Annotated in this window: 21 protein-coding genes and 1 tRNA gene; 7 read left to right on the forward strand and 15 right to left on the reverse strand. The window is 70.2% G+C overall.

Annotation, left to right across the window (positions count from 1 at the left end):
• Positions 1-8: 8 nt before the first annotated feature.
• The 5 genes from NS354_RS02885 to NS354_RS02905 all read right to left on the reverse strand — a co-directional run bounded on the left by NS354_RS02885 (position 9) and on the right by NS354_RS02905 (position 6,369).
• Positions 9-698 (reverse strand): response regulator, encoded by a 690-nt coding sequence (locus NS354_RS02885; protein ID WP_058593110.1) that lies wholly within the window; start codon positions 696-698, stop codon positions 9-11.
• The gene (locus tag NS354_RS02890; RefSeq protein WP_058593111.1) at positions 685-2,094 is read right to left on the reverse strand and encodes a sensor histidine kinase; all 1,410 of its coding nucleotides are present in this window, start codon (positions 2,092-2,094) and stop codon (positions 685-687) included. The genes NS354_RS02885 and NS354_RS02890 overlap by 14 nt, the downstream gene beginning before the upstream one ends.
• A 41-nt stretch (positions 2,095-2,135) precedes the next feature.
• Positions 2,136-3,017, reverse strand: coding sequence for an ABC transporter permease (locus NS354_RS02895; protein ID WP_058593112.1), 882 nt, complete (start codon positions 3,015-3,017; stop codon positions 2,136-2,138).
• 64 nt (positions 3,018-3,081) lie between these two features.
• Positions 3,082-3,993 carry an ABC transporter ATP-binding protein gene (locus NS354_RS02900; RefSeq protein WP_058593113.1) on the reverse strand — a complete coding sequence of 304 codons (912 nt, stop codon included), beginning with the start codon at positions 3,991-3,993 and terminating at the stop codon, positions 3,082-3,084.
• A gap of 156 nt (positions 3,994-4,149) precedes the next feature.
• Positions 4,150-6,369 carry an ATP-dependent DNA helicase RecG gene (locus tag NS354_RS02905; RefSeq protein WP_058593114.1) on the reverse strand — a complete coding sequence of 740 codons (2,220 nt, stop codon included), beginning with the start codon at positions 6,367-6,369 and terminating at the stop codon, positions 4,150-4,152.
• Positions 6,370-6,412: 43 nt separating this feature from the next.
• Between NS354_RS02905 and rsmD the strand changes: the two genes are divergently transcribed.
• A complete protein-coding gene (gene rsmD, locus NS354_RS02910) occupies positions 6,413-7,003 on the forward strand; it encodes a 16S rRNA (guanine(966)-N(2))-methyltransferase RsmD (RefSeq protein WP_058593115.1) in 591 nt (196 codons plus the stop codon).
• 184 nt (positions 7,004-7,187) lie between these two features.
• Here rsmD and NS354_RS02915 read toward each other — a convergent pair whose 3' ends face one another.
• Both NS354_RS02915 and gabT read right to left on the reverse strand, forming a co-directional pair.
• Positions 7,188-8,657 (reverse strand): NAD-dependent succinate-semialdehyde dehydrogenase, encoded by a 1,470-nt coding sequence (locus NS354_RS02915; RefSeq protein ID WP_058593116.1) that lies wholly within the window; start codon positions 8,655-8,657, stop codon positions 7,188-7,190.
• 42 nt (positions 8,658-8,699) lie between these two features.
• Positions 8,700-10,037, reverse strand: a complete 1,338-nt coding sequence (gene gabT, locus NS354_RS02920; RefSeq protein WP_058593117.1) for a 4-aminobutyrate--2-oxoglutarate transaminase — start codon at positions 10,035-10,037, stop codon at positions 8,700-8,702.
• Between the two features lie 156 nt (positions 10,038-10,193).
• Here gabT and NS354_RS02925 point away from each other — a divergent pair, with 156 nt between their 5' ends.
• Both NS354_RS02925 and NS354_RS02930 read left to right on the forward strand, forming a co-directional pair.
• A complete protein-coding gene (locus NS354_RS02925; RefSeq protein WP_058593118.1) occupies positions 10,194-11,750 on the forward strand; it encodes a PucR family transcriptional regulator in 1,557 nt (518 codons plus the stop codon).
• Positions 11,751-11,868: 118 nt separating this feature from the next.
• Positions 11,869-12,372 (forward strand): hypothetical protein, encoded by a 504-nt coding sequence (locus NS354_RS02930; RefSeq protein ID WP_241490312.1) that lies wholly within the window; start codon positions 11,869-11,871, stop codon positions 12,370-12,372.
• 45 nt (positions 12,373-12,417) lie between these two features.
• On the opposite strand, the gene thiL is transcribed toward NS354_RS02930, so the two are convergent.
• Positions 12,418-13,503 (reverse strand): thiamine-phosphate kinase, encoded by a 1,086-nt coding sequence (gene thiL, locus NS354_RS02935; protein WP_058593120.1) that lies wholly within the window; start codon positions 13,501-13,503, stop codon positions 12,418-12,420.
• Between the two features lie 88 nt (positions 13,504-13,591).
• On the opposite strand from thiL, the gene NS354_RS02940 reads away from it, so the two are divergent.
• A complete protein-coding gene (locus tag NS354_RS02940) occupies positions 13,592-14,086 on the forward strand; it encodes a DUF3515 family protein (protein ID WP_058593121.1) in 495 nt (164 codons plus the stop codon).
• An 87-nt stretch (positions 14,087-14,173) separates the two neighbouring features.
• Here the strand turns inward: NS354_RS02940 and NS354_RS02945 are convergent, their stop codons facing one another.
• From NS354_RS02945 to NS354_RS02975, 7 genes are all read right to left on the reverse strand, one after another.
• Positions 14,174-15,307, reverse strand: coding sequence for a D-alanine--D-alanine ligase family protein (locus tag NS354_RS02945; RefSeq protein WP_058593122.1), 1,134 nt, complete (start codon positions 15,305-15,307; stop codon positions 14,174-14,176).
• Entirely contained in the window at positions 15,304-16,425 is a 1,122-nt protein-coding gene (locus NS354_RS02950; RefSeq protein WP_058593123.1) for an NAD(P)H-dependent glycerol-3-phosphate dehydrogenase, read from the reverse strand. Before NS354_RS02950 ends, NS354_RS02945 begins: the two co-directional genes overlap by 4 nt.
• Entirely contained in the window at positions 16,422-17,198 is a 777-nt protein-coding gene (locus NS354_RS02955; protein ID WP_058593124.1) for a lysophospholipid acyltransferase family protein, read from the reverse strand. Before NS354_RS02955 ends, NS354_RS02950 begins: the two co-directional genes overlap by 4 nt.
• Before the next feature lie 80 nt (positions 17,199-17,278).
• On the reverse strand, positions 17,279-18,736 hold the full coding sequence (gene murA / locus NS354_RS02960) for a UDP-N-acetylglucosamine 1-carboxyvinyltransferase (protein ID WP_241490314.1): 1,458 nt from the start codon (positions 18,734-18,736) through the stop codon (positions 17,279-17,281).
• A complete protein-coding gene (leuD, locus tag NS354_RS02965) occupies positions 18,733-19,335 on the reverse strand; it encodes a 3-isopropylmalate dehydratase small subunit (RefSeq protein ID WP_058593125.1) in 603 nt (200 codons plus the stop codon). The genes murA and leuD overlap by 4 nt, the downstream gene beginning before the upstream one ends.
• Positions 19,336-19,338: 3 nt before the next feature.
• The gene (leuC, locus tag NS354_RS02970; RefSeq protein ID WP_058593126.1) at positions 19,339-20,877 is read right to left on the reverse strand and encodes a 3-isopropylmalate dehydratase large subunit; all 1,539 of its coding nucleotides are present in this window, start codon (positions 20,875-20,877) and stop codon (positions 19,339-19,341) included.
• Between the two features lie 261 nt (positions 20,878-21,138).
• Entirely contained in the window at positions 21,139-22,191 is a 1,053-nt protein-coding gene (locus NS354_RS02975) for a TerC family protein (RefSeq protein WP_193750690.1), read from the reverse strand.
• A gap of 146 nt (positions 22,192-22,337) precedes the next feature.
• Here NS354_RS02975 and NS354_RS02980 point away from each other — a divergent pair, with 146 nt between their 5' ends.
• The 3 genes from NS354_RS02980 to mgtE all read left to right on the forward strand — a co-directional run bounded on the left by NS354_RS02980 (position 22,338) and on the right by mgtE (position 24,873).
• A complete protein-coding gene (locus NS354_RS02980) occupies positions 22,338-23,084 on the forward strand; it encodes a TIGR00645 family protein (protein WP_058593128.1) in 747 nt (248 codons plus the stop codon).
• Between the two features lie 29 nt (positions 23,085-23,113).
• A tRNA-Leu gene (locus NS354_RS02985) sits at positions 23,114-23,198 on the forward strand.
• 316 nt (positions 23,199-23,514) lie between these two features.
• Positions 23,515-24,873: a magnesium transporter gene (gene mgtE, locus NS354_RS02990; protein WP_058593129.1), complete on the forward strand. Its 1,359-nt coding sequence runs from the start codon at positions 23,515-23,517 to the stop codon at positions 24,871-24,873.
• The last annotated feature ends 47 nt before the right edge of the window (positions 24,874-24,920 follow it).

A 24,920-nucleotide genomic window follows, 5' to 3' on the forward strand; every position in this document is an offset into this window, starting at 1 on the left:
CGGACCGGTCAGAGTCCGTGCTGCTTGGCGAAGATGACCGCGTGCACGCGGTCGCGCAGCTGCAGCTTGGCGAGCACCCGCCCCACATGGGTCTTCACCGTCGATTCCGAGAGGTACAGCTCGCCGCTGATCTCCGCATTGTTCTTGCCCTCGGCGATGAGCCGCAGCACGTCGAGCTCGCGCTCGGTGAGCGCGTCGAGCGCCGCGTCGTCCGGGGCAAGGGCCTCGGCACCCGCCGCCGAGAACTCCAGGCCGCCGCCGGCGCGCATCTGCTCGAGCATGCGGCGGGTGACGCTCGGCGCCATCGCCGCGTCCCCGGAGGCGACGCGGTGGATCGCGTCGACCAGCTCCGTCGGCCTCGCGTCCTTCAGCAGGAAGCCGCTCGCCCCCGCGCGAACCGCTCCCGTCGCGTACTCGTCGAGATCGAACGTGGTCAGCACCAGCACCCGCACGTCGGGGAAGCGGCGCACGATCTCGGCGGTCGCGTCGATGCCGTTCATGCCGGGCATGCGCACGTCCATGAGCACGAGGTCGCATCCCCCGGGCCCGAGCTCCTCGAGCCGTTGCAGGGCAGCCGACCCGTCCGAGGCCTCGCCGACGACGTCGACGTCGGGCTCCCCCAGCAGCACCAGCTTGAAGCCGGTGCGGATCAGCTCCTGATCGTCGACCAGCATGACGCGGATCTCATCGGTTGCCATCGGGGCTCCTCTCACTCGAATCTCGGGGCGGCGTCGAGGCCTCTTCGGCACCGCTGGCCGCGGCGCTCACCGGGAGCACCGCCCACAGGCGCCACCCGCCGCCGGAGCCGGCCGACACGGGGCCCGACTCGATCTTGCCACCGAAGACGCGCGCGCGTTCGGCGAGCCCCGCGAGCCCGCGACCCGACCCCAGGCCCGCAACCGGCGGAGGCGCGCCCGGTACCGGGCCGTAATCGCGCACCAGCACGGTCGTGCGATCCGCCTCCCGGTCGAGCGCCACGCGCACCCGCGCCCCCGTTCCGGCGTAGCGCAGCACGTTGGTCAGGCCCTCCTGCACCACACGGTAGACGGCGAGATCCTGCCCGCGATCCCCGGCCGCGCTGCCCTGCACGTCGAGCGTGACGAGCAGGCCCGCCTTCGAGAAGCCCTCGACCAGCTGCGGCAGATCCTCGACGCCCGGCTGCGGCAGCAGATCGGCCTCCTCCCCACTCGAGTGGAGGGCACCGAGCAGGCGCCGCATCTCGGCGAGCGCCGTGCGCCCCGTCTCGGCGCTCCGGCGCATGGCGTCCGCGGCAGCCTCGGGCGCCCGCTCCGACGCGCGCGCCGCGCCCTCCGACAGCGCGATCATCACCGAGACCGAGTGCGCGACGATGTCGTGCATCTCCCGGGCGATGCGCGACCGCTCCTCCGCCACCGCGAGTTGCGCGAGCTGGTCGCGCTCACGCGCCAGCTGGTGCGCGCGATCGATCACGGCGGCGATGTACCGGCGACGGTTCCCGAGGTTGATCCCGAGCATGAGGATCGCCAGCAGCCAGACCGCGCTGATGATCGAGATCGTGACCAGCTCGCCGATGCTCTGCACCGAGGTCGACTCGGCCGCGAGCAGATTCGCCGGACTCGTCGCCTCGAAATTCGCCGATCCCCGCCAGAACGACAGTGCGGACTGCAGCAAGGACGCCGCCACCGCGATTCCGTAGGCGACCCATCCCGCCGCGACGCTGCGATACACCGGCACGGCGTACAGCAGGAACATGAGCGCCACGCCGTTGGCGAGCGCCTGGATGCCCTGCTCGCCGAACGTCACCACCACGATGACGATGAGCCCGACCAGCGGGAAGCGACGGCGGAAGAGCAGGGCCGCCGCGATGATCAGCACGCGCAGGATCGCGATGAGCACCCAGGGCCACATCAGGTGCGCGGGCACGCCCTCCCAGGTGCTCGACCCGGTCGCCTCGTCCCACGTCGTCGACGTCGCGATGTCGAGCGTGAACCCCAGGGCGCTGCCGAGGAAGTACCAGACGACGATCGTGATGTCGACGGCTCGGGGATGCGCGGCGAAGGCCCTCCGGATTACTCCGGGCGGGCGAGGGAGGCGCACCTCGGCATCCGGCGTCATACCGTTCACTGTACTGGCACGCCTCCCTGTCGAGATGTGCGTCAGCGGGCGTCCCGACGCTTGAACGCCGCCGCCGCCGGGAGCATCACCGCGACGACCCAGACCGCCATCGCGAGCATCGCGACCGCGAAGGTCGGGCCGCTCGCGACCTCCACCGCACCGGCCGAAAGCACCGACCCGAGCTGCGCCGGAAGATACGCGCTGACCGTGGTCACCCACTCCCAGCCGGTCATGGTCAGCATCTGGAAGGCGATCGGCAGCACGAAGGTCACTCCCGCAACCACGGCGATGCCGCCCGCGGTCGACCGCAGCAGCACCGAGACGCCGAACGCGAAGAGCGAGATCAGCACGAGGTAGGCGATCGTGCCGAGCACTCCGGTGATCACCATGGAGCTACCGATCTCCGCAGCACTCTGCGGGTAACAGATCACGGCCGCAGCGAGGCCGCCCGCGACGAGCACGAGAGCGGTGAGCGCAGACACCGCGGCGAGCACGAGCGCCTTCCCGAGGAACACCGGAGTGCGCTTCGGCACCGCGGTGAGCGTCGAGAGGATCATGCCGCTCGAGTACTCGCTCGAGATGGCGAACACGCCGAGCACCCCGAAGATGAGTGCGAGGAACGGCGATGCGAATGTCGAGACGACCAGCAGGTAGAACTGCAGATCGCCGGCGCCCGCGACGCTGCCCGCATCGCGCATCTCGTTGCTGAAGAGCAGCGCGATGGCGGCGCTCAGACCGATCCCGACGATCACGGTGATCAGCAGCGTGAGCTTGATGCTCCGGAGCGACGTGAGCTTGATGCGCTCCGAACGGAGGACGCCGCCGAAGGTCACGCGGCCGCGGGCGGCGCCGGTCGAGGAGCGCTGCGGGGTCGTGGGTGGCGTCGGCGCCGAGCCGGCGTCGATCACGATGGTGGAGGTCATGGGATTCTCTTTTCTCAGTCGAAGGTCACAGCGGACGAGGTGGGCGCGATGATGCGCCGCGGGGTCACGAGGTCGAGTACTCGACCTCGCCCCGGGTGAGCTCGAGGTACGCGTCTTCGAGGCTCGCCTGCTGCGGGCTCAGCTCGTGCAGCACGATCTGATGGGCCGCAGCGACGGCGCCGATGTCGGCAGCGGCGAGACCGCGCACGGTGAACCCCTCGTCGCCCCGCGGTTCGAGGGTGACGCCCTCGCGCTGCGCGCTCATCAGCAGCGACGCGAGCTTCGTCGCCTGCGGGCTGCGCACGGCGACGCTCGAGGTGCGCCCGCCCCCGATGAACTCGCCGATGGGCGCGTCGGCGACCACGCGCCCGCGCCCGAGCACGATGACGTGATCGGCGGTCTGCGCCATCTCGCTCATGAGGTGGCTCGACAGCAGCACCGTGCGCCCCTCCGATGCGAGGTGGCGCAGCAGCTGGCGCACCCACAGCACTCCGTCGGGATCGAGCCCGTTCACGGGCTCGTCCAGGATGAGGATCCGCGGATCGCCGAGCATCGCCGCCGCGATGCCGAGACGCTGCCCCATGCCGAGCGAGAACCCGCCGACGCGCCGATTCGCGACGGCCGACAGGCCCGTCTGCTCGAGCACCTCCGAGACCCTGCGATCCGGGATGCCGTGCGTCGCCGCGAGCGCCCGCAGGTGGCTGCGAGCGCTGCGGCCCGGGTGCACGCCCTTCGCGTCGAGCAGCGCCCCGACCTCGGAGAGCGGCGCCGCCGCGTCGGCGTAGCGCGCCCCGTTCACCGTCACCGTGCCCGAGGTCGGCCGGTCGAGACCGAGCATCAACCGCATACTCGTCGACTTGCCGGCGCCGTTCGGGCCGAGGAACCCGGTCACCTGTCCGGGCTTGATGCTGAAGGTGACGTCGTCGACCGCCGTCTTGCTGCCGTAGTGCTTGGTGAGCCCGCGCGCTTCGATCATGATGTCTCCGTTTCTGCGCCGCAGTGTGCGCGACGATGATTCAACGGTAGATTCGGCCGGCCGACGGCGCATCGGTCGCGAGTGCCGACCCGCGTAGTACTCGAGTACCGGGCGGCGGTGCCGCGGTGCGCACGGGCGCCCGTACGCCTCCCGGCGCTACGACTTCGCGAGGTTGTCGAGCAGACCCGCCTCGTGATCCTTCGCGACGAGTTCTGCGAGCCCCGGCGCGCCTGCGAGCTCGGGATCCCGATCGAGCAGTGCACCCGCCACCTCTCGGGCGTGCGCGATCAGCGGCCCGTGCTCCGCGACGCGGAGGAGCCGGAGGGTGGAACGACCGCCCGACTGCGCCGTTCCCAGGATGTCGCCCTCGCGCCGCAGCTCGAGATCGATCTCGGCGAGCGCGAATCCGTCCGATGTCGCGGCGACCGCTTCGATGCGCTCCCGGGCCACGGTGCCCGCGGCCGCCGTCGTCATCAGCAGGCAGAGACCCGCATGCTCCCCGCGACCGACGCGGCCCCGGAGCTGATGCAGTTGGGAGATGCCGAAGCGGTCGGCGTCGCGCACGATCATGATGGACGCATTCGGCACGTTGACGCCCACCTCGATGACCGTCGTCGCCACGAGCACGCCGATGGCGCCCGACGCGAAGCCGCGCATCACCCGATCCTTCTCGTCCGACGGCATGCCGCCGTGCAGGCCGGCGATCTCCGCGCCGGCGAACGCCGGATGGCGGCGCAGCTCCTCGACGGTCTCCTCGACGTTCGCGAGCCGACGTGCCGCCGCCGCATCGGCTGCGGCGCCGGACCCCCGGCGCGCGGCGGGGTCTGCCGCCTCTTCCGGGCTCTCGAACCCGTCCTCGATCTCGCCGGGCGCGATCGCCGGGCAGACCACGTACACCTGCCGGCCCGCCGCGAGATCCTCCCCCGCCCGCGCCCAGACCCGGGCCGCTCGGTTCGGCATCTCGATCTCGGGCACGGCGAACGTCGAGATCCCCTGGCGACCGGGGGGCAGCTCCCGGATCGTCGACACCTCGAGGTCGCCGAAGGCCGTAAGGGCAACCGTTCTCGGAATCGGCGTCGCGGTCATCGCGAGCACGTGCGGCTGGTTGCCCTTCTGCCGCAGCGCCTCCCGCTGCTCGACGCCGAATCGGTGCTGCTCGTCGACCACGATCAGGCCGAGGTCGAGGAACGACACCCCCTCGCTGATCAGCGCGTGCGTGCCGACGGCGATGCGGGAGGCGCCCGATACGAGCGCGAGCAGCACGCGCTTGCGCTCGGCGACCGGCATGCGGCCGGTGAGCAGTACCGGCCGCAGCTCCTCCGTGAGCTCGGGGCCGAGCGCGTCGACGATGGAGCGGTAGTGCTGCGCGGCGAGCACCTCCGTGGGCGCGAGCAGGGCGCTCTGCCCCTCGCTGTCGGCGACCTGCAGCATGGCGCGCAGGGCTACGAGCGTCTTGCCCGATCCGACCTCTCCCTGCAGCAGGCGGTGCATGGGGTGCGGCTCCCTGAGCTCCGCCGAGATGGTGGCCCCGGATCGCCGCTGATCGCCGGTCAACTCGAACGGCAGCGCCGCGTCGAACCGCGCGGCGAACCCTTCGTCCTTGCCCGGCCGCGGGGTGCTCGACTGCAGACCGGCACGGCGCCGCCGGTCGAGCAGCGCCAGCTGCAGCTCGAACGCCTCGCGGAAGCGGAAGCTGTCGCGGGCGGCGCGCCAGTCGGCGTCGGTCTGCGGTCGATGGATGTGCTCGAGGGCGCGGCCGAGCCGCTCGATCCCCTCTGCCGTTCGAATCTCTTCGGGCAACGGATCGGGCACGTCGCCGAGGGCGTCGAGTGCGAGCTCGACCGCACGCTGCAGCGTCCAGGTGGGCACCTGCGCCGTCGCCGGATAGATGGGCACCGGCGTCTCCGACCACGCCTTCGCCGCCGCCTCATCGAGTCGGTCGCCGCCGGGCGCGTCATCGCGGTGCTCGAAGAGCTCGTACTCGGGATGCTGCAGTTGCAGCTGGCCGCGGTACTCGCTGACCTTGCCCGCGAAGAGACCGCGCTTGCCGGGCAGCAGCTCGCGGACGCGCCACTGCTGGTTGAAGAACGTGAGCGTGAGCGTGCCGGTGCCGTCGGTGATGCGGGCCTCCAGCAGCTTCCCGTTGCGCCGCTGCATCTGGCGCTCGCGCACGTCGAGCACCTGGGCGACCACTGCGATCTGCTCCCCCACGGGCAGATCGTTCAACGGGGTCAGCTCACCGCGACGCGAGTAGCGACGGGGGAAGTGGTGCAGCAGATCGCCGACCGTGCGCATCTCGAAGGCGCGCTCGAGCGGCTTCGCGGTGCGATCGCCGACCACTCCGGCGAGGGGGGTGTCGAGGGTCGCCCGGGTCATGCCTCCAGCGTATCGCCGACCGCCGACGCGCTACGCTCGAACCGTGACGAGAATCATCGCCGGAGCAGCCGGTTCACTGCGGCTCGACGTTCCGAAGTCGGGCACGCGCCCGACGAGCGATCGGGTGCGCGAGGCGGTGTTCTCCACACTCACGTCGTGGGACCTGATCGACGACGTGCGCGTGCTCGATCTGTACGCCGGATCGGGCGCGCTCGGCCTCGAAGCGGCGAGCCGGGGCGCTGCGAGCATCGCGCTCGTCGAGAAGCACCCGCAGGCCGCGGAGGTCGCGAAGCGCAACACGCGCACGGTGCTCGGCGCGTTCGGCCGCTCGTCGGCCGAGGCTCCACGGATCGAGGTCGTGCGGCAGTCGGTCCAGACGTTCCTCGCGGCTGAGCGCGAACGATCGGTCGCGCCGCAGTGGGACGTCGTGATGATCGATCCGCCCTACGACCACTCCGAGGCGGAGATCGCGGAGGTGCTCGAGATGCTGGCGCCGATGGTCGCCGACGGCGGCGCGGTGCTCGTCGAGCGCAGCACGCGTTCGCCCGAGCCGACATGGCCGGCCGGGCTGCAGCCGGTGCGCGAGAAGCGCTACGGCGAGACCGCGCTGTGGTGGGCCGAGCCCGCCGAGTAACCGCGGATCACGGAGCCATCGCCGAACTCCGCGTGATGCTCGCGCAGGAGATCCGGCTGAAGACGGATGACATCGCGCATCCGGCACTGCACAACGCCGAATCCACTGCACGATGCCGGGGTGTCACAAATGAGAACGGGCCCGGGATCTTGCGATCCCGAGCCCGATCAGCTCACTGCGATGCTCAGGAGCGCGGCAGCAGGGTGTACTTCGACGAGAGGAACTCGTGGATCCCCTCGAAGCCGCCCTCGCGGCCGATGCCCGACTGCTTCACGCCGCCGAAGGGCGCCGCGGCGTTCGAGACGAGGCCGGTGTTCAGGCCCATCATGCCGGTCTCGAGCTTCTCGATCATGCGGTGGCCGCGACCGATGTTCTCGGTGAACACGTAGCTCACGAGGCCGTACTCGGTGTTGTTGGCGATCTCGACCGCCTCCTCCTCGGTCGAGAAGCGGATGATGCCGAGCACGGGCCCGAAGATCTCCTCGCGCATGATCGCAGCCTGCGGGCTGATGTGATCGATGACGGTGGGCTGGAAGAAGTGCCCCGGCCCGTCGACGGCTTCGCCGCCCGTCACGATCTTCGCGCCGGTCTCGACGGCGTCGGCGACGAGACGCGCCGTGTTCGTCACGGCCTTCTCCTCGACGAGCGCTCCGATGTCGTTGCCCTCGTCGGCGCCGCGCCCGATCGTCATGGCGGCGACCTTCTCGCCGACGCGACGCGCGAACTCGTCGGCGACCGACTCGTGCACGATGATGCGGTTCGCAGCGGTGCAGGCCTGGCCGATGTTGCGGAACTTCGCGAGCATCGCGCCTTCGACGGCCTTATCGAGATCCGCGTCCTCGAACACGATGAACGGGGCGTTGCCGCCCAGCTCCATCGAGGTGCGGAGCACGTTCTGCGCTGCGGCCTGCAGCAGCTTGACGCCGACGGGCGTCGAACCGGTGAAGGAGAGCTTGCGCAGGCGCGGATCGGAGAGCAGTGCGCTCGACTGTGCGCTCGACTTCGAGGTGGCGACGACGTTGACCACGCCGGCGGGCAGGCCGGCCTCTTCGAGCAGCTGCGCGAAGAAGATCGTGGTCAGCGGGGTGAGCGCCGCCGGCTTGATGACGACCGTGCAGCCCGCGGCGAGCGCGGGTGCGATCTTGCGGGTGGCCATCGCGAGCGGGAAGTTCCAGGGCGTGATGAAGTAGCACGGCCCGACCGGCATCTGCGAGACGATCATGGTGCCGGTGCCCTCGGGGTTCTGGCGGTAGTCGCCGGGAACCCGCACGGCCTCCTCCGAGAACCAGCGGAGGAACTCGCCGCCGTAGACGACCTCTCCACGGGCCTCGGCGATGGGCTTGCCCATCTCCATGCTCATGAGGAGCGCGAACTCCTCTTTGCGCTCCATCAGCAGGTCGAAGGCGCGGCGCAGGATGTTCGAGCGCTCGCGACTCGAGGTCGCCGCCCACTGCTCCTGCGCGTCGACGGCGGCGTCGAGTGCGCGCACGGCGTCCTCGACGGTCGCGTCGGCGATCGACTTGATGACCTCACCGGTCGCGGGGTCGTGCACGTCGAGGGTGGCGCCGGAGGTCGACGGCTCCCAGGTGCCGCCGATGCCGAGGCCGGAGGCGACGCGGTCGAGCAGCTCCTGCTCGTTGGGCTTCAATGCCATGTTTCGTGTCCTTTCAGAGAACTCTGGATCGGGGGACGCGGGTCAGTTCGCTGCGAGCGCGTCTGCGACGACCTGCAGGCCCTCGCGCAGCAGCTCGTCCGAGATCGAGAGCGGCGGGAGGAAGCGGATGACGTTTCCGTAGGTGCCGCAGGTGAGCACGACGACGGCCTGCTCGCCGGCAGCCTTGGCGATCGCCCCGGTGAGCGCGGCGGCGGGCTTCTGCGAACCCGACTCGACCAGCTCGATGGCCTTCATGGCACCGCGTCCGCGGATATCGCCGATGCGGTCGTCGGACTTCTGCAGCTCGCCGAAGAACTCGTCGATGATCGCGCCGATCTCGCGGGCCCGCTCGGTGAGGTTCTCGCGCTCGTAGGTGTCGATCGTCGCGAGTGCCGCGGCGCAGGCGATGGGGCTGCCCGCGTAGGTGCCGCCGAGGCCGCCCGCGTGAGCGGAGTCCATGATCTCGGCGCGGCCGGTGACGGCCGACAGCGGCAGACCGCCCGCGATGCCCTTCGCGGTGGTGACCAGGTCGGGCACGACGCCCTCGTGGTTCGCGGCGAAGAGGTCGCCGGTGCGCGCGAAGCCGGTCTGCACCTCATCGAGGATGAAGACGACGTTGTTCGCGGTGGCCCACTCCTGCAGAGCGGGGAGGAAGCCCTCGGCGGGAGCGATGAAGCCGCCCTCGCCCTGGATGGGCTCGATGATGATCGCTGCGAGGTTGCCCGCGCCGACCTGCTTCTCGATCTGGCTCAGCGCGACCGCTGCGGCATCGGCGCCCGAGAGGCCGTCGCGGAACGGGTACGACGTGGGAACGCGGTAGACCTCGGGGGCGAAGGGGCCGAAGCCGTCCTTGTAGGGGATGTTCTTCGCGGTCATGCCCATGGTGAGGTTGGTGCGGCCGTGGTAGGCGTGGTCGAAGACGACGACGGCGTTCTTCTTCGTGTAGTGGCGTGCGATCTTGATCGCGTTCTCCACGGCCTCGGCGCCCGAGTTGAAGAGCGCCGAGCGCTTCTCGTGATCGCCCGGGGTGAGCTCGTTGAGCTTCTCGGCGACGGCGACGTAGCCCTCGTAGGGGGTGACGGTGAAGCAGGTGTGCGTGAACTGCTGCACCTGGTTGGTCACGGCTTCGACGACTGCGGGGGCGGCGTTGCCGACGCCGGTGACGGCGATGCCCGAGCCCAGGTCGATGAGGGAGTTGCCGTCGACGTCGACCATGACGCCTCCGCCCGCAGCGACGATCGAGACGGGGAGCGCGACGCCCACGCCCGAGGCGACCGCGGCGTTCTTGCGCGCGAGCATCTCCTGCGACTTCGGGCCGGGGATGCTGGTGACGAGCTTGCGCTCCTGCGGGAGCGAGGGACCGCCGGTGACTGCTGTCATGACTGATTCTCCTTGTGAGTCTCGGGGAACCCGCGGTCGCGGGCTCCGTTGGGTGCGGCTTCAGCCTACGGCCTGACCAACGGATTGCGCTGTGCCAGAATGGAGTTTGCTCCCGCTCACTTTCACCAATCTGGCAGGAGTGGAAGCGGAGGATCGATGGACGCCTCGACCGGCCCCACGATCGAGCTCGGCGAGCTGCTGCACCAGTACCAGCTCGAGCTCGCGCTAATCGCCGGCGCGAGCCGCGCAGCGTCGCGGCGGCCCGTGCAGTGGGTGCACGTGAGCGAGCTCGAGGATCCGGCACCGTTCCTCACCCCCCGCACCGTGCTCCTCACCACGGGAGCCCGGTTCGGCTCCCTGCACTCGGACGCCGATGCCGCCGATTACATTCAGCGGCTCATCGACGCCGGGGTGACCGCCCTCGGCGTCGCCGTCGGGCTGCACTGGGACCGGGTGCCCGCGCTCGTCGTCGCAGCCTGCGACCGGCTCGACTTCCCGCTCTTCCGAGTGCCCTACGACACGGCGTTCATCGAGATCGTGCAGACCGCCGCCCGGCTGCTCGAAGCCAAGACGCGGGATCGCGACATCTGGTCGCTGGAGTCGCAGCGCGCCGTGGCGAACGCATCTCTGCACCGCGACGGTCTCGGCGCCGCGGTTCGGGAGGCGGCGTCGCGCCTCGGCCACTGGGTCTGCATCACCGACCGGTTCGGCCGCATCGTCGAATTCGCGCCCGAGCACGCCCGACCCGACTTCCCGGTCGACTGGGTGCGGCGCGAGGCGCGGCGGCTCATCGAGCGCGGCGTGAGCGCCGGGCGCATCGAGACGGAGACCGGCACGGGGATGCACCTGCAGGCGCTCGGCCGCCGCGAGCACGTGCTGGGCGTGCTCGCGGTCGAAGAGCGTGGGGTGCCCGATACGGCTGAGCGCGCACTGCACGGGCTGGTCGGCGCCCTCGCCACGGTGCAGCTGGAGCACCGCAGTGGCATCAGGTCGGCTCAGGCGGTGCTGCGCGACGCCATTCTCGAACTGCTGCTCGCGGGGCAGCTCCCCCTCGCCGAGCGCCTCTCCGCGGGGGTGCTCGCCCGGTTTCCGCAGGGGCAGGTCGTGCTGGTGCGCTACCCGGTGCCGGATCACCTCGACCCGACCTTCGCCGAAGATCTGCAGTCACTCGACGCGGGCAGCCCGGGCCTCTTCACCGCCGCCGCGAGCGCGACCCCGACCATCGTCGCCGAGTCGCGCCACCTGCCGGCGATCCGGCGCCTCTTCGCCACTCACGGACTCGCCGCCGGGATCTCCGACCGCGTGCCGCTCGCCGACCTGCAGGAGGCCGCGATGCAGGCGGACCTCGCACTGCACCGGGCGATCTCGACCGCCGTGCACGCCCCCGTCGAGTACTCGCCCGCGACCCACGAGGGGGTCATCCACCTGCTCGACGGCCAGCCCGAGGCCAGGCGCCGTGCCGAACTGCTGCTGGCCCCCGTGCGGCACCATGATGAGCGTCACGGCGACCGCATCGAGGAGGCCCTGACCGCGTGGCTCGCCCACCACGGGCAAACCAGTGCCGCCGCGACCGAGCTCGCCCTGCACCGCCACACGCTGAAGTCGCGCGTGCAGACGGCCGCGCAGCTGCTGGAGGTCGACCTCGACTCCCCCGATGTGCGTGCCGACCTCTGGGCCGCGTTGCGACTCGCCGCGCCGCGTGCGCACTCCTGAGCGCAGCCCGATGTGACTGATCGTCGACATTTCTGCTAACGTGGGCAGCAGCTGGGGGGCCGGTTGAGCCGTTGGAGGCACGTTGGCCCGCTTCATACATCAGGAGACAGTGCTGTAGATGACCGTGTACTACCTGACAAAAATCGGAAAATACGCGTGCCGTTCAGAGCTCAATGAGATCGTCATACCTGCGCTTGAGCAGCTGACGAGATTGTTGTCTTTGCTGGACAGCGGCGATCATCGCGCATTGGTACTGTGGCGCGGACCAGACGCGGTAGATTTCTGGGACGTCGACACGACGCGGTATCCGCTCACGTTTCTGCAGGCCGGCGGTACCCGAGACGCGATGGCCATCGAATGGAAGACGGACCGCGACGGCACGTACCGCCAGTACGCGCTCGGGCGTCCCCATGACGGATCGCAGGCGAGCTCGGCGAACCGGGAGATCCGCCTCGGCGAGAACCGCATCTCCGTGCACGAGCACGAAGTCTTCACGTACGCGGAAGCCGCAGACGTCTTCCTCCACTACTTCGGGCACGACCGCCCGCCCGAAACCCTCCTGCTGCGCGACCTGCAGCTCGGCTTCGGCCCCGACGGGAAGGTGCCGAAGGCGCAGCTCTGACCGCGAGGAGCCGGAGCTCGAGGGCGACGACGGACGCGGCGGTCGCTACACGGCGCCCGACACCTGCACCGTGTATGGATCCCACCCGCGAACCGTGAGCGGCGCACCGTCGAGCGCCACGAGCGCTTCGCCCGTCCCGGAAGCCGCTTCCCCGGCCAGCACCGCACCGATCGGACGGAACCCGTCGGGCAGCGCAGCGCCGGCCGGGAACGTCGCGAGCAGACCGTGATCCTCGCCGCCGAACAGCATGGCGTCGATCGGCACCTCGACCGCGGGCTGCCCCTGAGCGCCGGGCTCCGCGGGTTCAAGTCCGCCGCCGCGCACGCCGGATCCCCGGCGCCCGAAGCCCGACACCAGCAGTTCGGCGGAGAAATCGACGCGCACGCCGCTCGCACGCGCCAACCGCTCGGCATCGATGGAGAGCGAATCGGAGACGTCCATCATCGCGGTCGCCCCCGCCTCGGCGGCCTCGACCCCCAGCGGAATGGGCGGAGCGGGAGCGAGCTGCGCGGCGATGGCGTCGGGGTGGCTCGCGCGCAGTCGCGGCACCTCGTGCGCGCTCGCGTTCCCCTCCGCATCGACAGCCTCGCTGAAGAGCAGCGACAGCCCGAGCCCGGCCAGCCCCAGGTCACCCGCGTACGCCACGACGTCGCCCGCGCGAGCGCCGGAGCGCACCACGGGTGGGCGCCCCTCCAGGTCGCCCAGCGCCGTCACCGCGGCGACGACCACCGGTGCGCGACCGAGGTCGCCGCCGACGACCCCGCAGCCCGGGGCCAGCGCCCGGCACGCGGCGTCGAGGCCCTCCGCGATGCGCTCGAGCAGCATCACGGGCGTCTCTCGAGGCACGGCGAGCGCCACGGTCAGCGCGGTCGGGCGCGCGCCCATCGCCGCGACGTCGGAGAGGTTCGTGGCCGCGAGCTTCCACCCCAGCTCGAACCCGTCGTGCCACGGGAGTCGGAAGTCGGGGCCCTCGATCATCGTGTCCGTCGTCACCACCACGTCGCCCGTGTGACGGAGCACCGCGCAGTCGTCCCCCGGCCCGATCAGGGCGCCGCGCGCGCCCGAGAGCTGCGCGAGCACGCGGGCGAGCACGCCCGGCTCCCCCAGCTCGCCGACGGTGACTCCGGGCATCTCTCGTGCGTTCACATCCCCACGCTACCGCCGCAGTCGCCCGCCCGCCCGCAGCACGCGACCAGCCGCCGACGAGTAGGCTGGAGCGGTGAAGTCTCGCGCCCTGAAGATCGTCGCACTGTCCGCAGCACTCGCGAGCACGGCGACCCTCCTCTCCGCGTGCACGCCCATCGAACCGATGGAGGCTGCGGAGAACGCGAACGACCCCGCGTGCGCGAACGTGATCGTTCGCCTGCCCGACGTCGTCGCCGGCGAGGAGCGGCGCTACACGAACGCGCAGGCGACGGGCGCCTGGGGGGATGGCGCCGTGCAGCTCGTGTGCGGCGTGGAGCCGACCGGCCCCACCACCGACACCTGCGTCAACGTCAACGGCGTCGACTGGGTGATCGACGAATCGGCTGCGCCCATCTACCGGTTCGAGCCCTACGGCCGCTCCCCCGGTCTCGCCGTCTACGTCGACTCCGATCAGGTCAGCGGCACCGAGACCGCGGTCGACCTCGGCGCGGTCGTGCAGCAGCTGCCGCAGGAGCGCCAGTGCACCACCCTGTCAGACACGTTCGACGTGCCCGACGCACAGCAGTAACCCCGCGCAGCAGTAACCCCGCGCAGCAGGAGCTCGCGGAGCACGAGCCCCGCGGAGCAGAAGCCCCGCGCAGCAGGAGCCGCTCCCTCAGTACGCGGGGCGCCGCTCCACGGCGAGCTCGACGAGCTCCGTGATGAGGTCCGTGTAGCTCATGCCCGACGCCTCCCAGAGGCGCGGGTACATCGAGATCGGCGTGAACCCCGGCAAAGTATTGATCTCGTTCAGCACCGGGCCGTCGTCGGTCAGGAAGAAGTCGACGCGGGCCAGCCCCGCGCACTGCGCGATCTCGAAGGCCAGCACGGCGTCCCGCTGCAGCGCGGCGAACTCGTCGGCGGTCACCTCGGCCGGCAGATCGAGGCGCACCCCCGACCCGTCCAGGTACTTCGATGCGAAGTCGTAGAACCCGCCTCCCGAGATCACGATCTCCCCGATGACGCTGCTCGTGCGCGGGCGCGCGTCGCCGCGCCCTTCGAGCACCGCGATCTCCACCTCTCTGCCGATGACGCCCGACTCGACGAGCACCGTGCGATCCTCGGCGAAAGCGATGTCGAGCGCCTCGGGCAGTTCCGCTGCGGCAGTCACCTTGGTGACGCCGACGCTCGACCCCGCCCGGGCCGGCTTCACGAAGAGCGGGTACTGCAGCCCCGCGTCGAGGCGCGACGCGAGCGAGGGATCGGCATCCAGCTGCGACCGCGTCACGGTGTTCCACGGCGCCACCGCGATCCCGGCGTCGGCGAGCACGGTCTTCACCGCGTGCTTGTCCATGCACAGCGCCGAGCCGAGTACGCCGCTGCCGACGTACGGCAGGTCGATGAGGTCGAGCATGCCCTGCACGGTTCCGTCTTCGCCGTAGGGGCCGTGCAGCATCGGCAGCACCGCCTCGGCGCGTCCGAGACCGCGCAGCACGCCGCCCTCCTCGATCACGCGGAGCTCGCGAGTCGCCGTCGAGGCGGGCCACAGCACGCGCGTGCCGTTGTCGGCGACCTCGGGAAGCGCGTCGGCATCGAGCCGGTACTCGGCGAGATCCGCCTCGCGCATGAGCACCGTGGCGCCCTGCTTCGTGATGCCCACCGGGATCACGTCGAACTTCGCGCGATCGATGGCTCGGAGCACGCCCGCCGCGGTGACGCAGCTGATGCCGTGCTCGCTCGAGCGCCCGCCGAACAGCAGCACGACCGTGCGCTTCGCGGGGGCGTCCTGGCGGGCTGAGGTCTCGGTCACGCGCGGGTTCCCTTCATCCGGTCGAACAGTCGCTTCAGTCGACCGATCGGGGGCGCGCCGAGGCTGAGCTCCGCCTGCGGCACTTCGTCTTCGGTGGCGAGATGCGGGCCGAGGTGCTTGGGCTGCATCCTGCCCGTGAGCACCATCTGCACCTGCTCCACGATCGGCATGCCGACGCCACGCTCGCGCGCGAGCTCGAGCACGGGGGGCACCGAGGTGATGCCCTCGGCGACCTGCTGCATCTGCTCGCGGGTCTCCTCCTGCGTGTACCCCTGCCCGATGAGCCGGCCCGCGGTGTTGTTGCGCGAGAGCGGCGACTGGCAGGTGGCGATGAGGTCGCCGAGCCCCGCGAGGCCCGAAAGCGTCGCCGGATCGGCGCCCGAGGCGACCGAGAACTCCGTCATCTCGGCGAGCCCGCGCGTGATGATCGCGGCCTTCGTGTTCTCGCCGTAGCCGACGCCGTCGACGATGCCGATGGCGAGGGCGATGAGGTTCTTCAGCACTCCGCCGAGTTCGGTCCCGATCACGTCGGTGTTCACGTACGTCCTGAAATACGGCGCGTTCGCCGCCATTGCGACTTCCTGGGCGACGCCGAGGTCGGCGCACGAGGCGACGGCGCCGGTCGGCTGCTCCTTCGCGATCTCGAGGGCGATGTTCGGGCCCGAGACCACGGCGATGCGGTCGGGCTCGAGGTCGAGGGTGTCGGCGATCACCTCAGACATGCGCATGGTGGTGGTCTTCTCGACCCCCTTCACCAGACTCACGAGCACCGAGCGCCGATCGAGGAACGGTTCGAGGTCGATGAGGTTCTGCCGCAGCGTCTGGCTGGGCACGGCGAGGAACACCAGGCGGGCACCGTTCACGGCCGTGGCGAGGTCGTCGGTCGCGGAGAGCGTTTTCGGCAGGTTGACGCCGGGCAGGTACTGACTGTTGCGCCGGGCCACTCGGATCTCGTGCGCGATCTCGGGCCGCCGCGCCCAGATGGTGACATCGCACCCAGCGTCGGCGAGCACCTTGGCGAACGTCGTCCCCCAGCTCCCGGCGCCGATGACGGCGACGGCGCGCCCCCGGTTGCGTTCGGCGTGCGGTGCTGCGGCCGCCCCGGCTCGGATGCTCAAAAGCGCCCCGTTTCGCTCTGCTGATGCTTGCTCGGATCCCAGCGCTCGGCCGGAGCCGCCTCCCCGCGGAGCTCCGAGAGGAGCGCGGTGATGGCGTCCATGAGCTCGCGGGTCGCCTCGTTGATGACTCGCTGATCGACGGGCTTGCCGTCGAAGCGGCTCAGATCGATCGGTTCGCCGATGGCGACCTCGATGGTCTTCCTCGGGAACGGGTGCAGGCGCTTCGCATACCGCGGCATGAGGCGGTGCGTGCCCCAGTGCGCGACCGGGATGAGCGGGATGCCCGATTCGAGGGCGAGGCGCACGGCCCCGCTCTTGCCCCGCATCGGCCACAGATCGGGATCGCGGGTGAGCGTGCCCTCGGGGTACACGATCACGCCGTCCTGCCGTTCGATGATCTGGGCTGCCGCGCTCATCGGATTGCCGTCGCGGTGCGCCGACCGCGCGACGCCGTCGCGCTGCACGGGCACCTGACCCGACGCTCGCATGAGCCCGCCGAGCACGGGAACCTTGAACAGGCTCGCCTTCGCCATGAACCGCGGCAGGCGGCCGAGATGCCAGACGGCGGCACCCATCGCGATGGGGTCGACCTCGCTGTAGTGGTTCGGGGCGAGGATGAACGGACCGCGTTCGGGCAGCTTGGATTGCGGGGTGAAGCGGTAGCGCACCATGAGCGACCAGATCGGCAGGATCAGCGCGGCCAGCACCCAGAACACCGACGGCCGACGCTTCTCCGGAGACAATCTGCTGCGGAACTTCACGGTGTCAGTCATAGGTCCATTATCTCGAATGCGGCGGCTGCCCGACGGCATACGCCGCGCGCATCCGCCGCATTCGCAGGCGAGTCGCCGGTTCAGCTCTCGTAGACGAAATCGGCCCCGAGCAGCCGCAGCTTCTCGATGAAGTTCTCGTAGCCGCGCGAGATGATCCCCAGGTTCGTGACCTTCGACTGCCCCTCCGCGGTCAGCGCCGCGATGAGGTGGCTGAAGCCGCCGCGCAGGTCGGGCACCTCGATGTCGGCGCCGTGCAGCGGGGTCGGCCCCGTGATGACGGCGGCCTGCTCGAACTCGCGGCGCTTCACGCGGCGGGTCTCGTCGTGCAGCCCATCCTTGTAGACGACGATATCGGCGCCCATCTTCACCAGTGCGTCGGTGAACCCGAAGCGGTTCTCGTAGACCGTCTCGTGGATGGTCGACTGCCCCTCGGCCTGGGTGAGCGCCACGACGAGCGGCTGCTGCCAGTCCGTCATGAATCCGGGATGCACATCGGTCTCGATGGTGACGGGCTTCAGCGCGCCGCCCGGATGCCAGAAGCGGATGCCGTCGTCGTGCACGTCGAAGTCGCCGCCGACCTTGCGGAAGACGTTGAGGAAGGTCATCATCTCCTCCTGCTCCACGCCGCCCACGAACACGTCGCCCTTCGTCGCGAGCGCCGCCGCCGCCCAGCTGGCGGCCTCGTTGCGATCGAAGATCGCCCGGTGGTCGTAGCCGCGCAGCTCGGGCACGCCCTCGATGAAGATGACGCGGTTGGGCTCCATCGAGATGATCGCGCCCATCTTCTGCAGGATGCAGATGAGGTCGACGATCTCGGGCTCGATTGCGGCGTTCCGCAGCTCGGTCTGCCCCTCGGCTAGCACGGCGGTGAGCAGCACCTGCTCCGTGGCGCCCACCGACGGGTACGGCAGCTCGATGTTCGCGCCGCGGAGGCCGTTCGGCGCCGTGAGACTGATGCCGCTCGGCAGCTTCTCGATGATGGCGCCGAAGTTGCGGAGCGCGTCGAGGTGGAAGTCGATCGGGCGGTCGCCGATCCGGCACCCGCCGAGGTCGGGGATGAAGGCCTCGCCGAGACGGTGCAGCAGCGGGCCGCAGAAGAGGATCGGGATGCGCGAGGAGCCCGCGTGCGCGTCGATGTCGGCCTGATGCGCGACCTCGACGTTCGACGGGTCGAGACGCCACTCCCCGGCCTGCTCGCCGCGGGTGATGAGCACGCCGTGGAGGGCGAGCAGCCCGGCGACCACGCGCACGTCGGAGATGTTCGGCACGTTGCGCAGCACGCTCGGCGTCTTGCCGAGCAGCGCCGCCACCATGGCCTTGGTCGCGAGGTTCTTCGCGCCGCGCACCTCGATGCGTCCGCGCAGCGGGCGGCCGCCGTTGATGATGATCTCGTCGGAGGTCAACCCGACTCGGGCGCCCGCCTTCTGCGCGTCGAGCTTGCGGCCCGCCGCCTCGGAGTCCTCGGCCGAAGCGCCGGTCTCCACCGGCGTCTGCGCGTTCGACTCCAACTCGGCCTCGGTCACGGTGTGCTTGGTCATTCGGCCTCCACGGGGGTCGTTGTCGGCATCCAGCTCGGGCGATTCGCCTCGAACCTGGTGATGGCGTCCGCGTTGCGGAGCGTCAAAGAGATATCGTCGTGCCCCTCCATCAGGCGCCAACGCGTGTAGTCGTCGACCTCGAAGGGAATCACGAGGTCGCCGGCGGTGATGGTGCGATCCTCCAGGCTGACGGTGAGCGCCATGCCCGGGTCCGCGTCGATCGCGGCCCAGATCCGCTTCACGTCGTCCTCGGTCACCTGGGCCGCGAGCAGCCCCTGCTTGCCCGAGTTGCCGCGGAAGATATCGGCGAAGCGCGGCGAGATGACGACGCGGAACCCGTAGTCCCGGAGCGCCCACACCGCGTGCTCGCGCGAGGATCCGGTTCCGAAGTCGGCACCGGCGACGAGGATCTCGGCGCCCTGGAAGGCGGGCTGGTTCAACACGAAGCTCTCATCCTGGCGCCAGTGCGAGAACAGCGCGTCGTCGAAGCCGGTCTTCGTGACGCGCTTCAGGAAGACGGCCGGGATGATCTGGTCGGTGTCGACGTTGGTCCGCTGCAGCGGAGCGGCGACGCCCGTGAAGGTCGTGAACTTCTGCATGGCTCAGGCTCCCGCCTTCTCGCTGACGGGCATGATCGGAATGCGCCGGCGCACGGGGAGTTCGGCACCCTCCGGCGCATCGTGCGTGATGCCCCGCTCCAGGTCGGCCTGCAGATCCCACGGGCTCGACAGCGTTCCGCGGATCGCGGTCGCAGCGGCGACGAGCGGCGAGACGAGGTGCGTACGGCCGCCCTTGCCCTGGCGGCCCTCGAAGTTGCGGTTCGAGGTCGACGCGCAGCGCTCCCCCGGAGCCAGCTGATCCGGGTTCATGCCGAGGCACATCGAGCAGCCCGCGAACCGCCATTCGCCGCCGAAGGCCTCGACGATGCGGTCGATACCCTCCGCCTCCGCCTCCGCGCGCACACGCGCCGAACCCGGTACCACCATCAGGCGCACGCCCTCGGCCTTCTGCTTGCCCTTGATGAGCTCGGCGAAGGTGCGCAGGTCGTCGAGGCGGCTGTTCGTGCACGACCCCATGAAGACGGCGTCGACCGGGATCTCCTTCATCGGAGTGCCTGCGGTGAGATCCATGTACTCGAGCGCGCGCTCCGCCGCGGCGCGCTCGTCGGCGTCGGCGATGGCGGCCGGATCGGGCACGGTCTCGCTGAGCAGCACGCCCTGGCCGGGGTTCGTGCCCCACGTGACGAAGGGCTCCAGCGCATTCGCGTCGATGAACACCTCCTCGTCGAAGACGGCGCCCTCGTCGGTGGGCAGCGTCTTCCAGTACTCCACGGCCGCATCCCAGTCGGCGCCCCGGGGAGCGTGCGGGCGGCCCTTCACGTACTCGAACGTCGTCTCGTCGGGGGCGACCATGCCGGCCCGCGCACCCGCTTCGATGGACATGTTGCACATCGTCATGCGCCCGTCCATGGACAGGCTGCGGATCGCCGAGCCGCGGTACTCGAGCACATAGCCCTGACCCCCGCCCGTGCCGATCTTCGCGATGACCGCCAGAATGATGTCCTTCGCCGTGACGCCCGGGCGGAGCTCGCCCTCGACGTTGATCGCCATCGTCTTGAACGGCTTCAGCGGCAGCGTCTGAGTCGCCATCACGTGCTCGACCTCGCTCGTGCCGATGCCGAACGCGAGCGCGCCGAAGGCGCCGTGGGTGGAGGTGTGGCTGTCGCCGCACACCACCGTGATGCCCGGCATCGAGAGTCCGAGCTGCGGGCCGACGACGTGCACGATGCCCTGCTCGCGGTCTCCCAGCGGGTGGGCGCGCACGCCGAACTCGGCGACGTTCTGCCGCAGCGTCTCGATCTGCAGGCGGCTCGTCGGGTCCTCGATCTGTCGCGTGATGTTGACCGTCGGCGTGTTGTGATCCTCAGTCGCGATCATGAGATCGACGCGGCGCAGCGGGCGTCCGGCGACGCGCAGCCCGTCGAACGCCTGCGGGCTCGTCACCTCGTGGATGAGGTGGAGGTCGATGTAGATGAGATCCGGCTGCCCGTCCTCGCCCTTGACGACGACGTGGTCGTCCCAGAGTTTCTCCGCCAGGGTGCGGGGCCGTGCGGCCGCCTCCGACGCAAACTGCTCGCTCATGTGTGCTTCTCTTCCCGGTTCCGTGCACTCAGCACTGTGCTGTTCAACACCGCGCGGCGCGAAAGTATTTCGCGAGCATCGACGCGGCGGATCGACCATGCGAGAACTCCGCGACGGGCGGCCGATGGACTAGACCCCGTCGCGGCTGTGAAGAAGCAGAGCCCGCGAACGCATGGCGCGAGTCTACCATCGCGTCGCGAAGAGTGCCCGCAACGGCACCCGGGCGGGGCGTCGCACCGCCCGCCGCAACGATTCGGGACGCTAGTGCCGGTTGGCGCGCTGGTGATCCTGCCCCTGCTGATCGGGCCCCTCCGCGGCGCCCAGATGCAGGTGCTCGCCGCGGGCCCGGGCCTCGCGGTTCGCCTTCACGAGGCTCGCGACCGTGGCGATCAGCATCGAGACGACGATGAAACCGAGCGACACCCACGTGTTGATCTCGGGCACGGGCACGTGCTCGCCGCCGTTGATGAAGGGGAGCTCGTTCTCGTGCAGCGCATGCAGAATGAGCTTCACGCCGATGAATGCGAGGATCGCGGCGATGCCGTACTTCAGGTACTCGAGGCGCTCGAGCAGACCGCCGAGCAGGAAGTACAGCTGCCGCAGGCCCATGAGCGCGAACACGTTCGCCGTGAACACGATGAACGCGCTCTGCGTGATGCCGAAGATGGCGGGGATCGAGTCGAGCGCGAAGAGCAGATCGGTGACGCCGAGCGAGATGAGTACGAGGAGGAACGGCGTGAACATGCGCTTGCCGTCGACCGTCGTGCGGAGCCTGCCCCCGTCGTAGTGGTCGCTGAACGGCAGCACCTTCTTGATCTGCCGGATGATCCAGTTCTCGCCGTGCTCGTCGTCGCCGCCCGGCTTCACCTGCTGCCAGGCCGTCCAGATCAGCCAGGCGCCGAACACGAAGAAGATCGCGATGAAGCGCTCGATGATCGCGGCGCCGACCAGGATGAACGCGCCGCGGAACACGAGGGCGAGCACGATGCCGATCATCAGCGCCCGCTGCTGGTACGCGCTCGGCACCTTGAAGCTGGCCAGGATCAGCACGAACACGAACAGGTTGTCGATCGAGAGGCTGTACTCCGTCAACCAACCCGCCAGGAACTCGGTGCCGTGCTGCACGTCGCCCAGCAGGAAGATCGCCCCGGCGAAGACGAGCGCCAGCAGCACGTAGAAGCCGACCCAGAGACTCGCCTCGCGCATGGACGGCACGTGCGGGCGACGGATGATCAGGGCGAGATCGATGACGAGGATCACCACGAGGGCGACCATCGATCCGATCTCGAACCAGAGCGGGAGCACTGAAGTCAACGGCACGACCTTCCTTTTCGCTCCGGCCATCCTACTCGCCGCCGGAGCCGCTCATCCGCCGTTCACTCTCGGCCCGCGGCGCTGCGCTAGCATGTGGTGCACTTCACCAGCACGAGAGGGCCCACCACGTGAGCAATCGACCCAGCATGACCGAACGCAGCGCGCAGGCCGGCCCCGGCCCCGCATCGCGCACGCTCGCCGCCTTCATCTTCGCGAGCCGGTGGCTGCAGGCCCCGCTCTACCTCGGGCTCATCATCGCGCAGGCCGTCTACGTCGTGCTCTTCTTCGTCGAGCTCTGGCACCTGGTCGAGAACGTCGTCGCGTCGGGGCACATCAGCGAGACCGACGTCATGCTCAGCGTGCTGGCGCTCATCGACATCGTCATGATCGCGAACCTGCTCATCATGGTCATCATCGGCGGCTACGAGACCTTCGTCTCGAAGATCCGCGTGCAGGGGCACCACGACGAGCCCGAGTGGCTGTCGCACGTCAACACCAACCTGCTCAAGGTCAAGCTCGCCGTGTCGATCATCTCGATCTCGTCGATCCACCTGCTCAAGACCTTCATCGAGGTGGGGCGCATGGAGAACGGCGTCGTGCGCAACGCCGACGGCAGCGTGCTCTACTCGTGGGACGGCGTAATGTGGGAGGTCGCCATCCACCTCGCCTTCATCGTCTCGGCCATCGCACTCGCCTGGATCGACCGGATGAGCCAGCACCACGCGACCGGCGCCGCCGGCGGCCTGAGCGTCGGCAAGATCGAGTCGGGGCTGCGCGGGGACGAGGCGCGCGCCACCGGCGCTGACGCCTCCGGCGAGGCGTACGTCACGGTGCGCCTGCCGGCCGGATCCCGACTCCCCGAGGGCGCGGAAGTGGTGCCGAACGACCGCTAAGGTAGTTCTCGCCGGAGCCGCCGGCCCGCGCGCGAGTGGCGGAATCGGCAGACGCGCTGGATTTAGGTTCCAGTGTCCTCGGACGTGGGGGTTCAAGTCCCCCCTCGCGCACCACGGCGGTCGTCGCAACGCCCCGGCGCACCGCGCACGCGGTTTGGCCCGCGCCGCCCGCTGCTGTTAGGGTTCCCCTGTTCGCGCGACACGACCCGACGTGTCGCGACCCAGCACGACTCGACACGACCCGAAGCGAGGTGAGCCCGATGCCCAGTGACAGTTGCAGTCATCAGCCGGGCTCCGCGCTCGCGACTCCCCCCGCCCCGTAGGTCGACCTCGTCGTCCCGGCGCGCACGCCCGGCTCGCACGTTCCCACGTACCCCGGCGCCACGGCGCCGCCGAGCCGCGCTTCGTCGCGCACGCGAGGAGACCCGTCATGACCACTCAGCAGATCCCGATCATCGAAGCCTCGTACGACGGCATCATGCAGCATCTCTCCGCCGGCGATCTGCCGGCCCTCACCCGCGACCTCGCCCCCCACACGGCCGCCGAGCTCGTGCCGCTGTTCGCCCGGGTCGACCTGCGGCAGCGCGCCGTGCTCTTCCGCCTGCTCTCCAAGCAGCGCGCGATGGAGGTGTTCGAAGCGCTCCCGCCCACCCTGCAGAGCGATCTGCTCGACGGCCTGCAGCACGCCGAGGTGAGCCGCCTGTTCGCAGAGCTCGACCCCGACGACCGGCTCTGGCTCCTCGACGAGGTACCGTCGGTGCTCGCGACGCAGATGCTGCGCGGCCTCCCCGAGCAGGATCGCCTGCAGACCGCCGCACTGCTCGGGTATCCGCAGGGCAGCGTGGGGCGGCGCATGACCCCGGAGTACGTGTCGACGCGCGCATCGCTCACCGTGGGGCAGACGCTCGAGCGCGTGCAGGCCCACATCGAGGACGCCGAGACGGTGTACACGATCCCCGTGCTCGACGCGACGCGGGTCGTGGTCGGCATCGTCAGCCTGCGCGAGCTGCTGGCCGCCCGAGCCGAGGACGCGATCGAGGCGCTCATGCGGCCGGCGCACACCGCCCTCGCGACCGAGACCGACGAGTTCGCCGCGCGCCGCTGCGCCGATCTCTCGCTGCTGGCGCTCCCGATCGTCGACAGCGAAGAGCGCCTGGTCGGAATGCTCACGATCGATGACGCCATCCGCATCCTCGAGCACGTGGAGAGCGAGGACGCCGCGCGCCAAGGCGGATCCGAGCCGTTGCGCCGCCCCTACCTGTCGACTCCCGTGCGCACCCTCGTGCGCTCGCGCGTGGTGTGGCTGCTCGTGCTCGCCGTGGGCGCGACGCTGACGGTGCAGGTGCTCGAGATCTTCGAGGCGACGATCGAGCAGGTGACCGTGCTCGCGCTGTTCGTGCCGCTCCTCATCGGCACCGGCGGCAACACCGGCAACCAGGCGGCGACGACGGTGACGCGCGCGCTCGCCCTGGGCGACGTGCGGCCCCGCGACATCTTCCGCGTGCTGGCGCGCGAATTCCGCACCGGGGCGCTGCTCGGCCTGCTGCTCGGCGCGCTCGGGTTCGGGATCGCGGGAGCGCTCTACTCCGTGCAGATCGGGGCCGTGATCGGCTTGACGCTGCTCGCCGTGTGCACCGTGGCCGCCGTGGTGGGCGGCTGCATGCCGCTGCTGGCGCGCGCGGTGCGCGTCGACCCGGCGGTCTTCTCGAACCCGTTCATCTCGACGTTCGTCGACGCCACCGGCCTGCTCGTCTACTTCGCGATCGCCTCGGCGGTGCTCGGGCTCTGAGTCTCGGCGCCTGCCGCCGCGGCGGCCCCCGGCAGGCGGTCCCCGCC

The sequence above is a fragment of the Leucobacter chromiiresistens genome, from assembly GCF_001477055.1.
GTDB classification, from domain to species: Bacteria; Actinomycetota; Actinomycetes; order Actinomycetales; family Microbacteriaceae; genus Leucobacter; species Leucobacter chromiiresistens_A.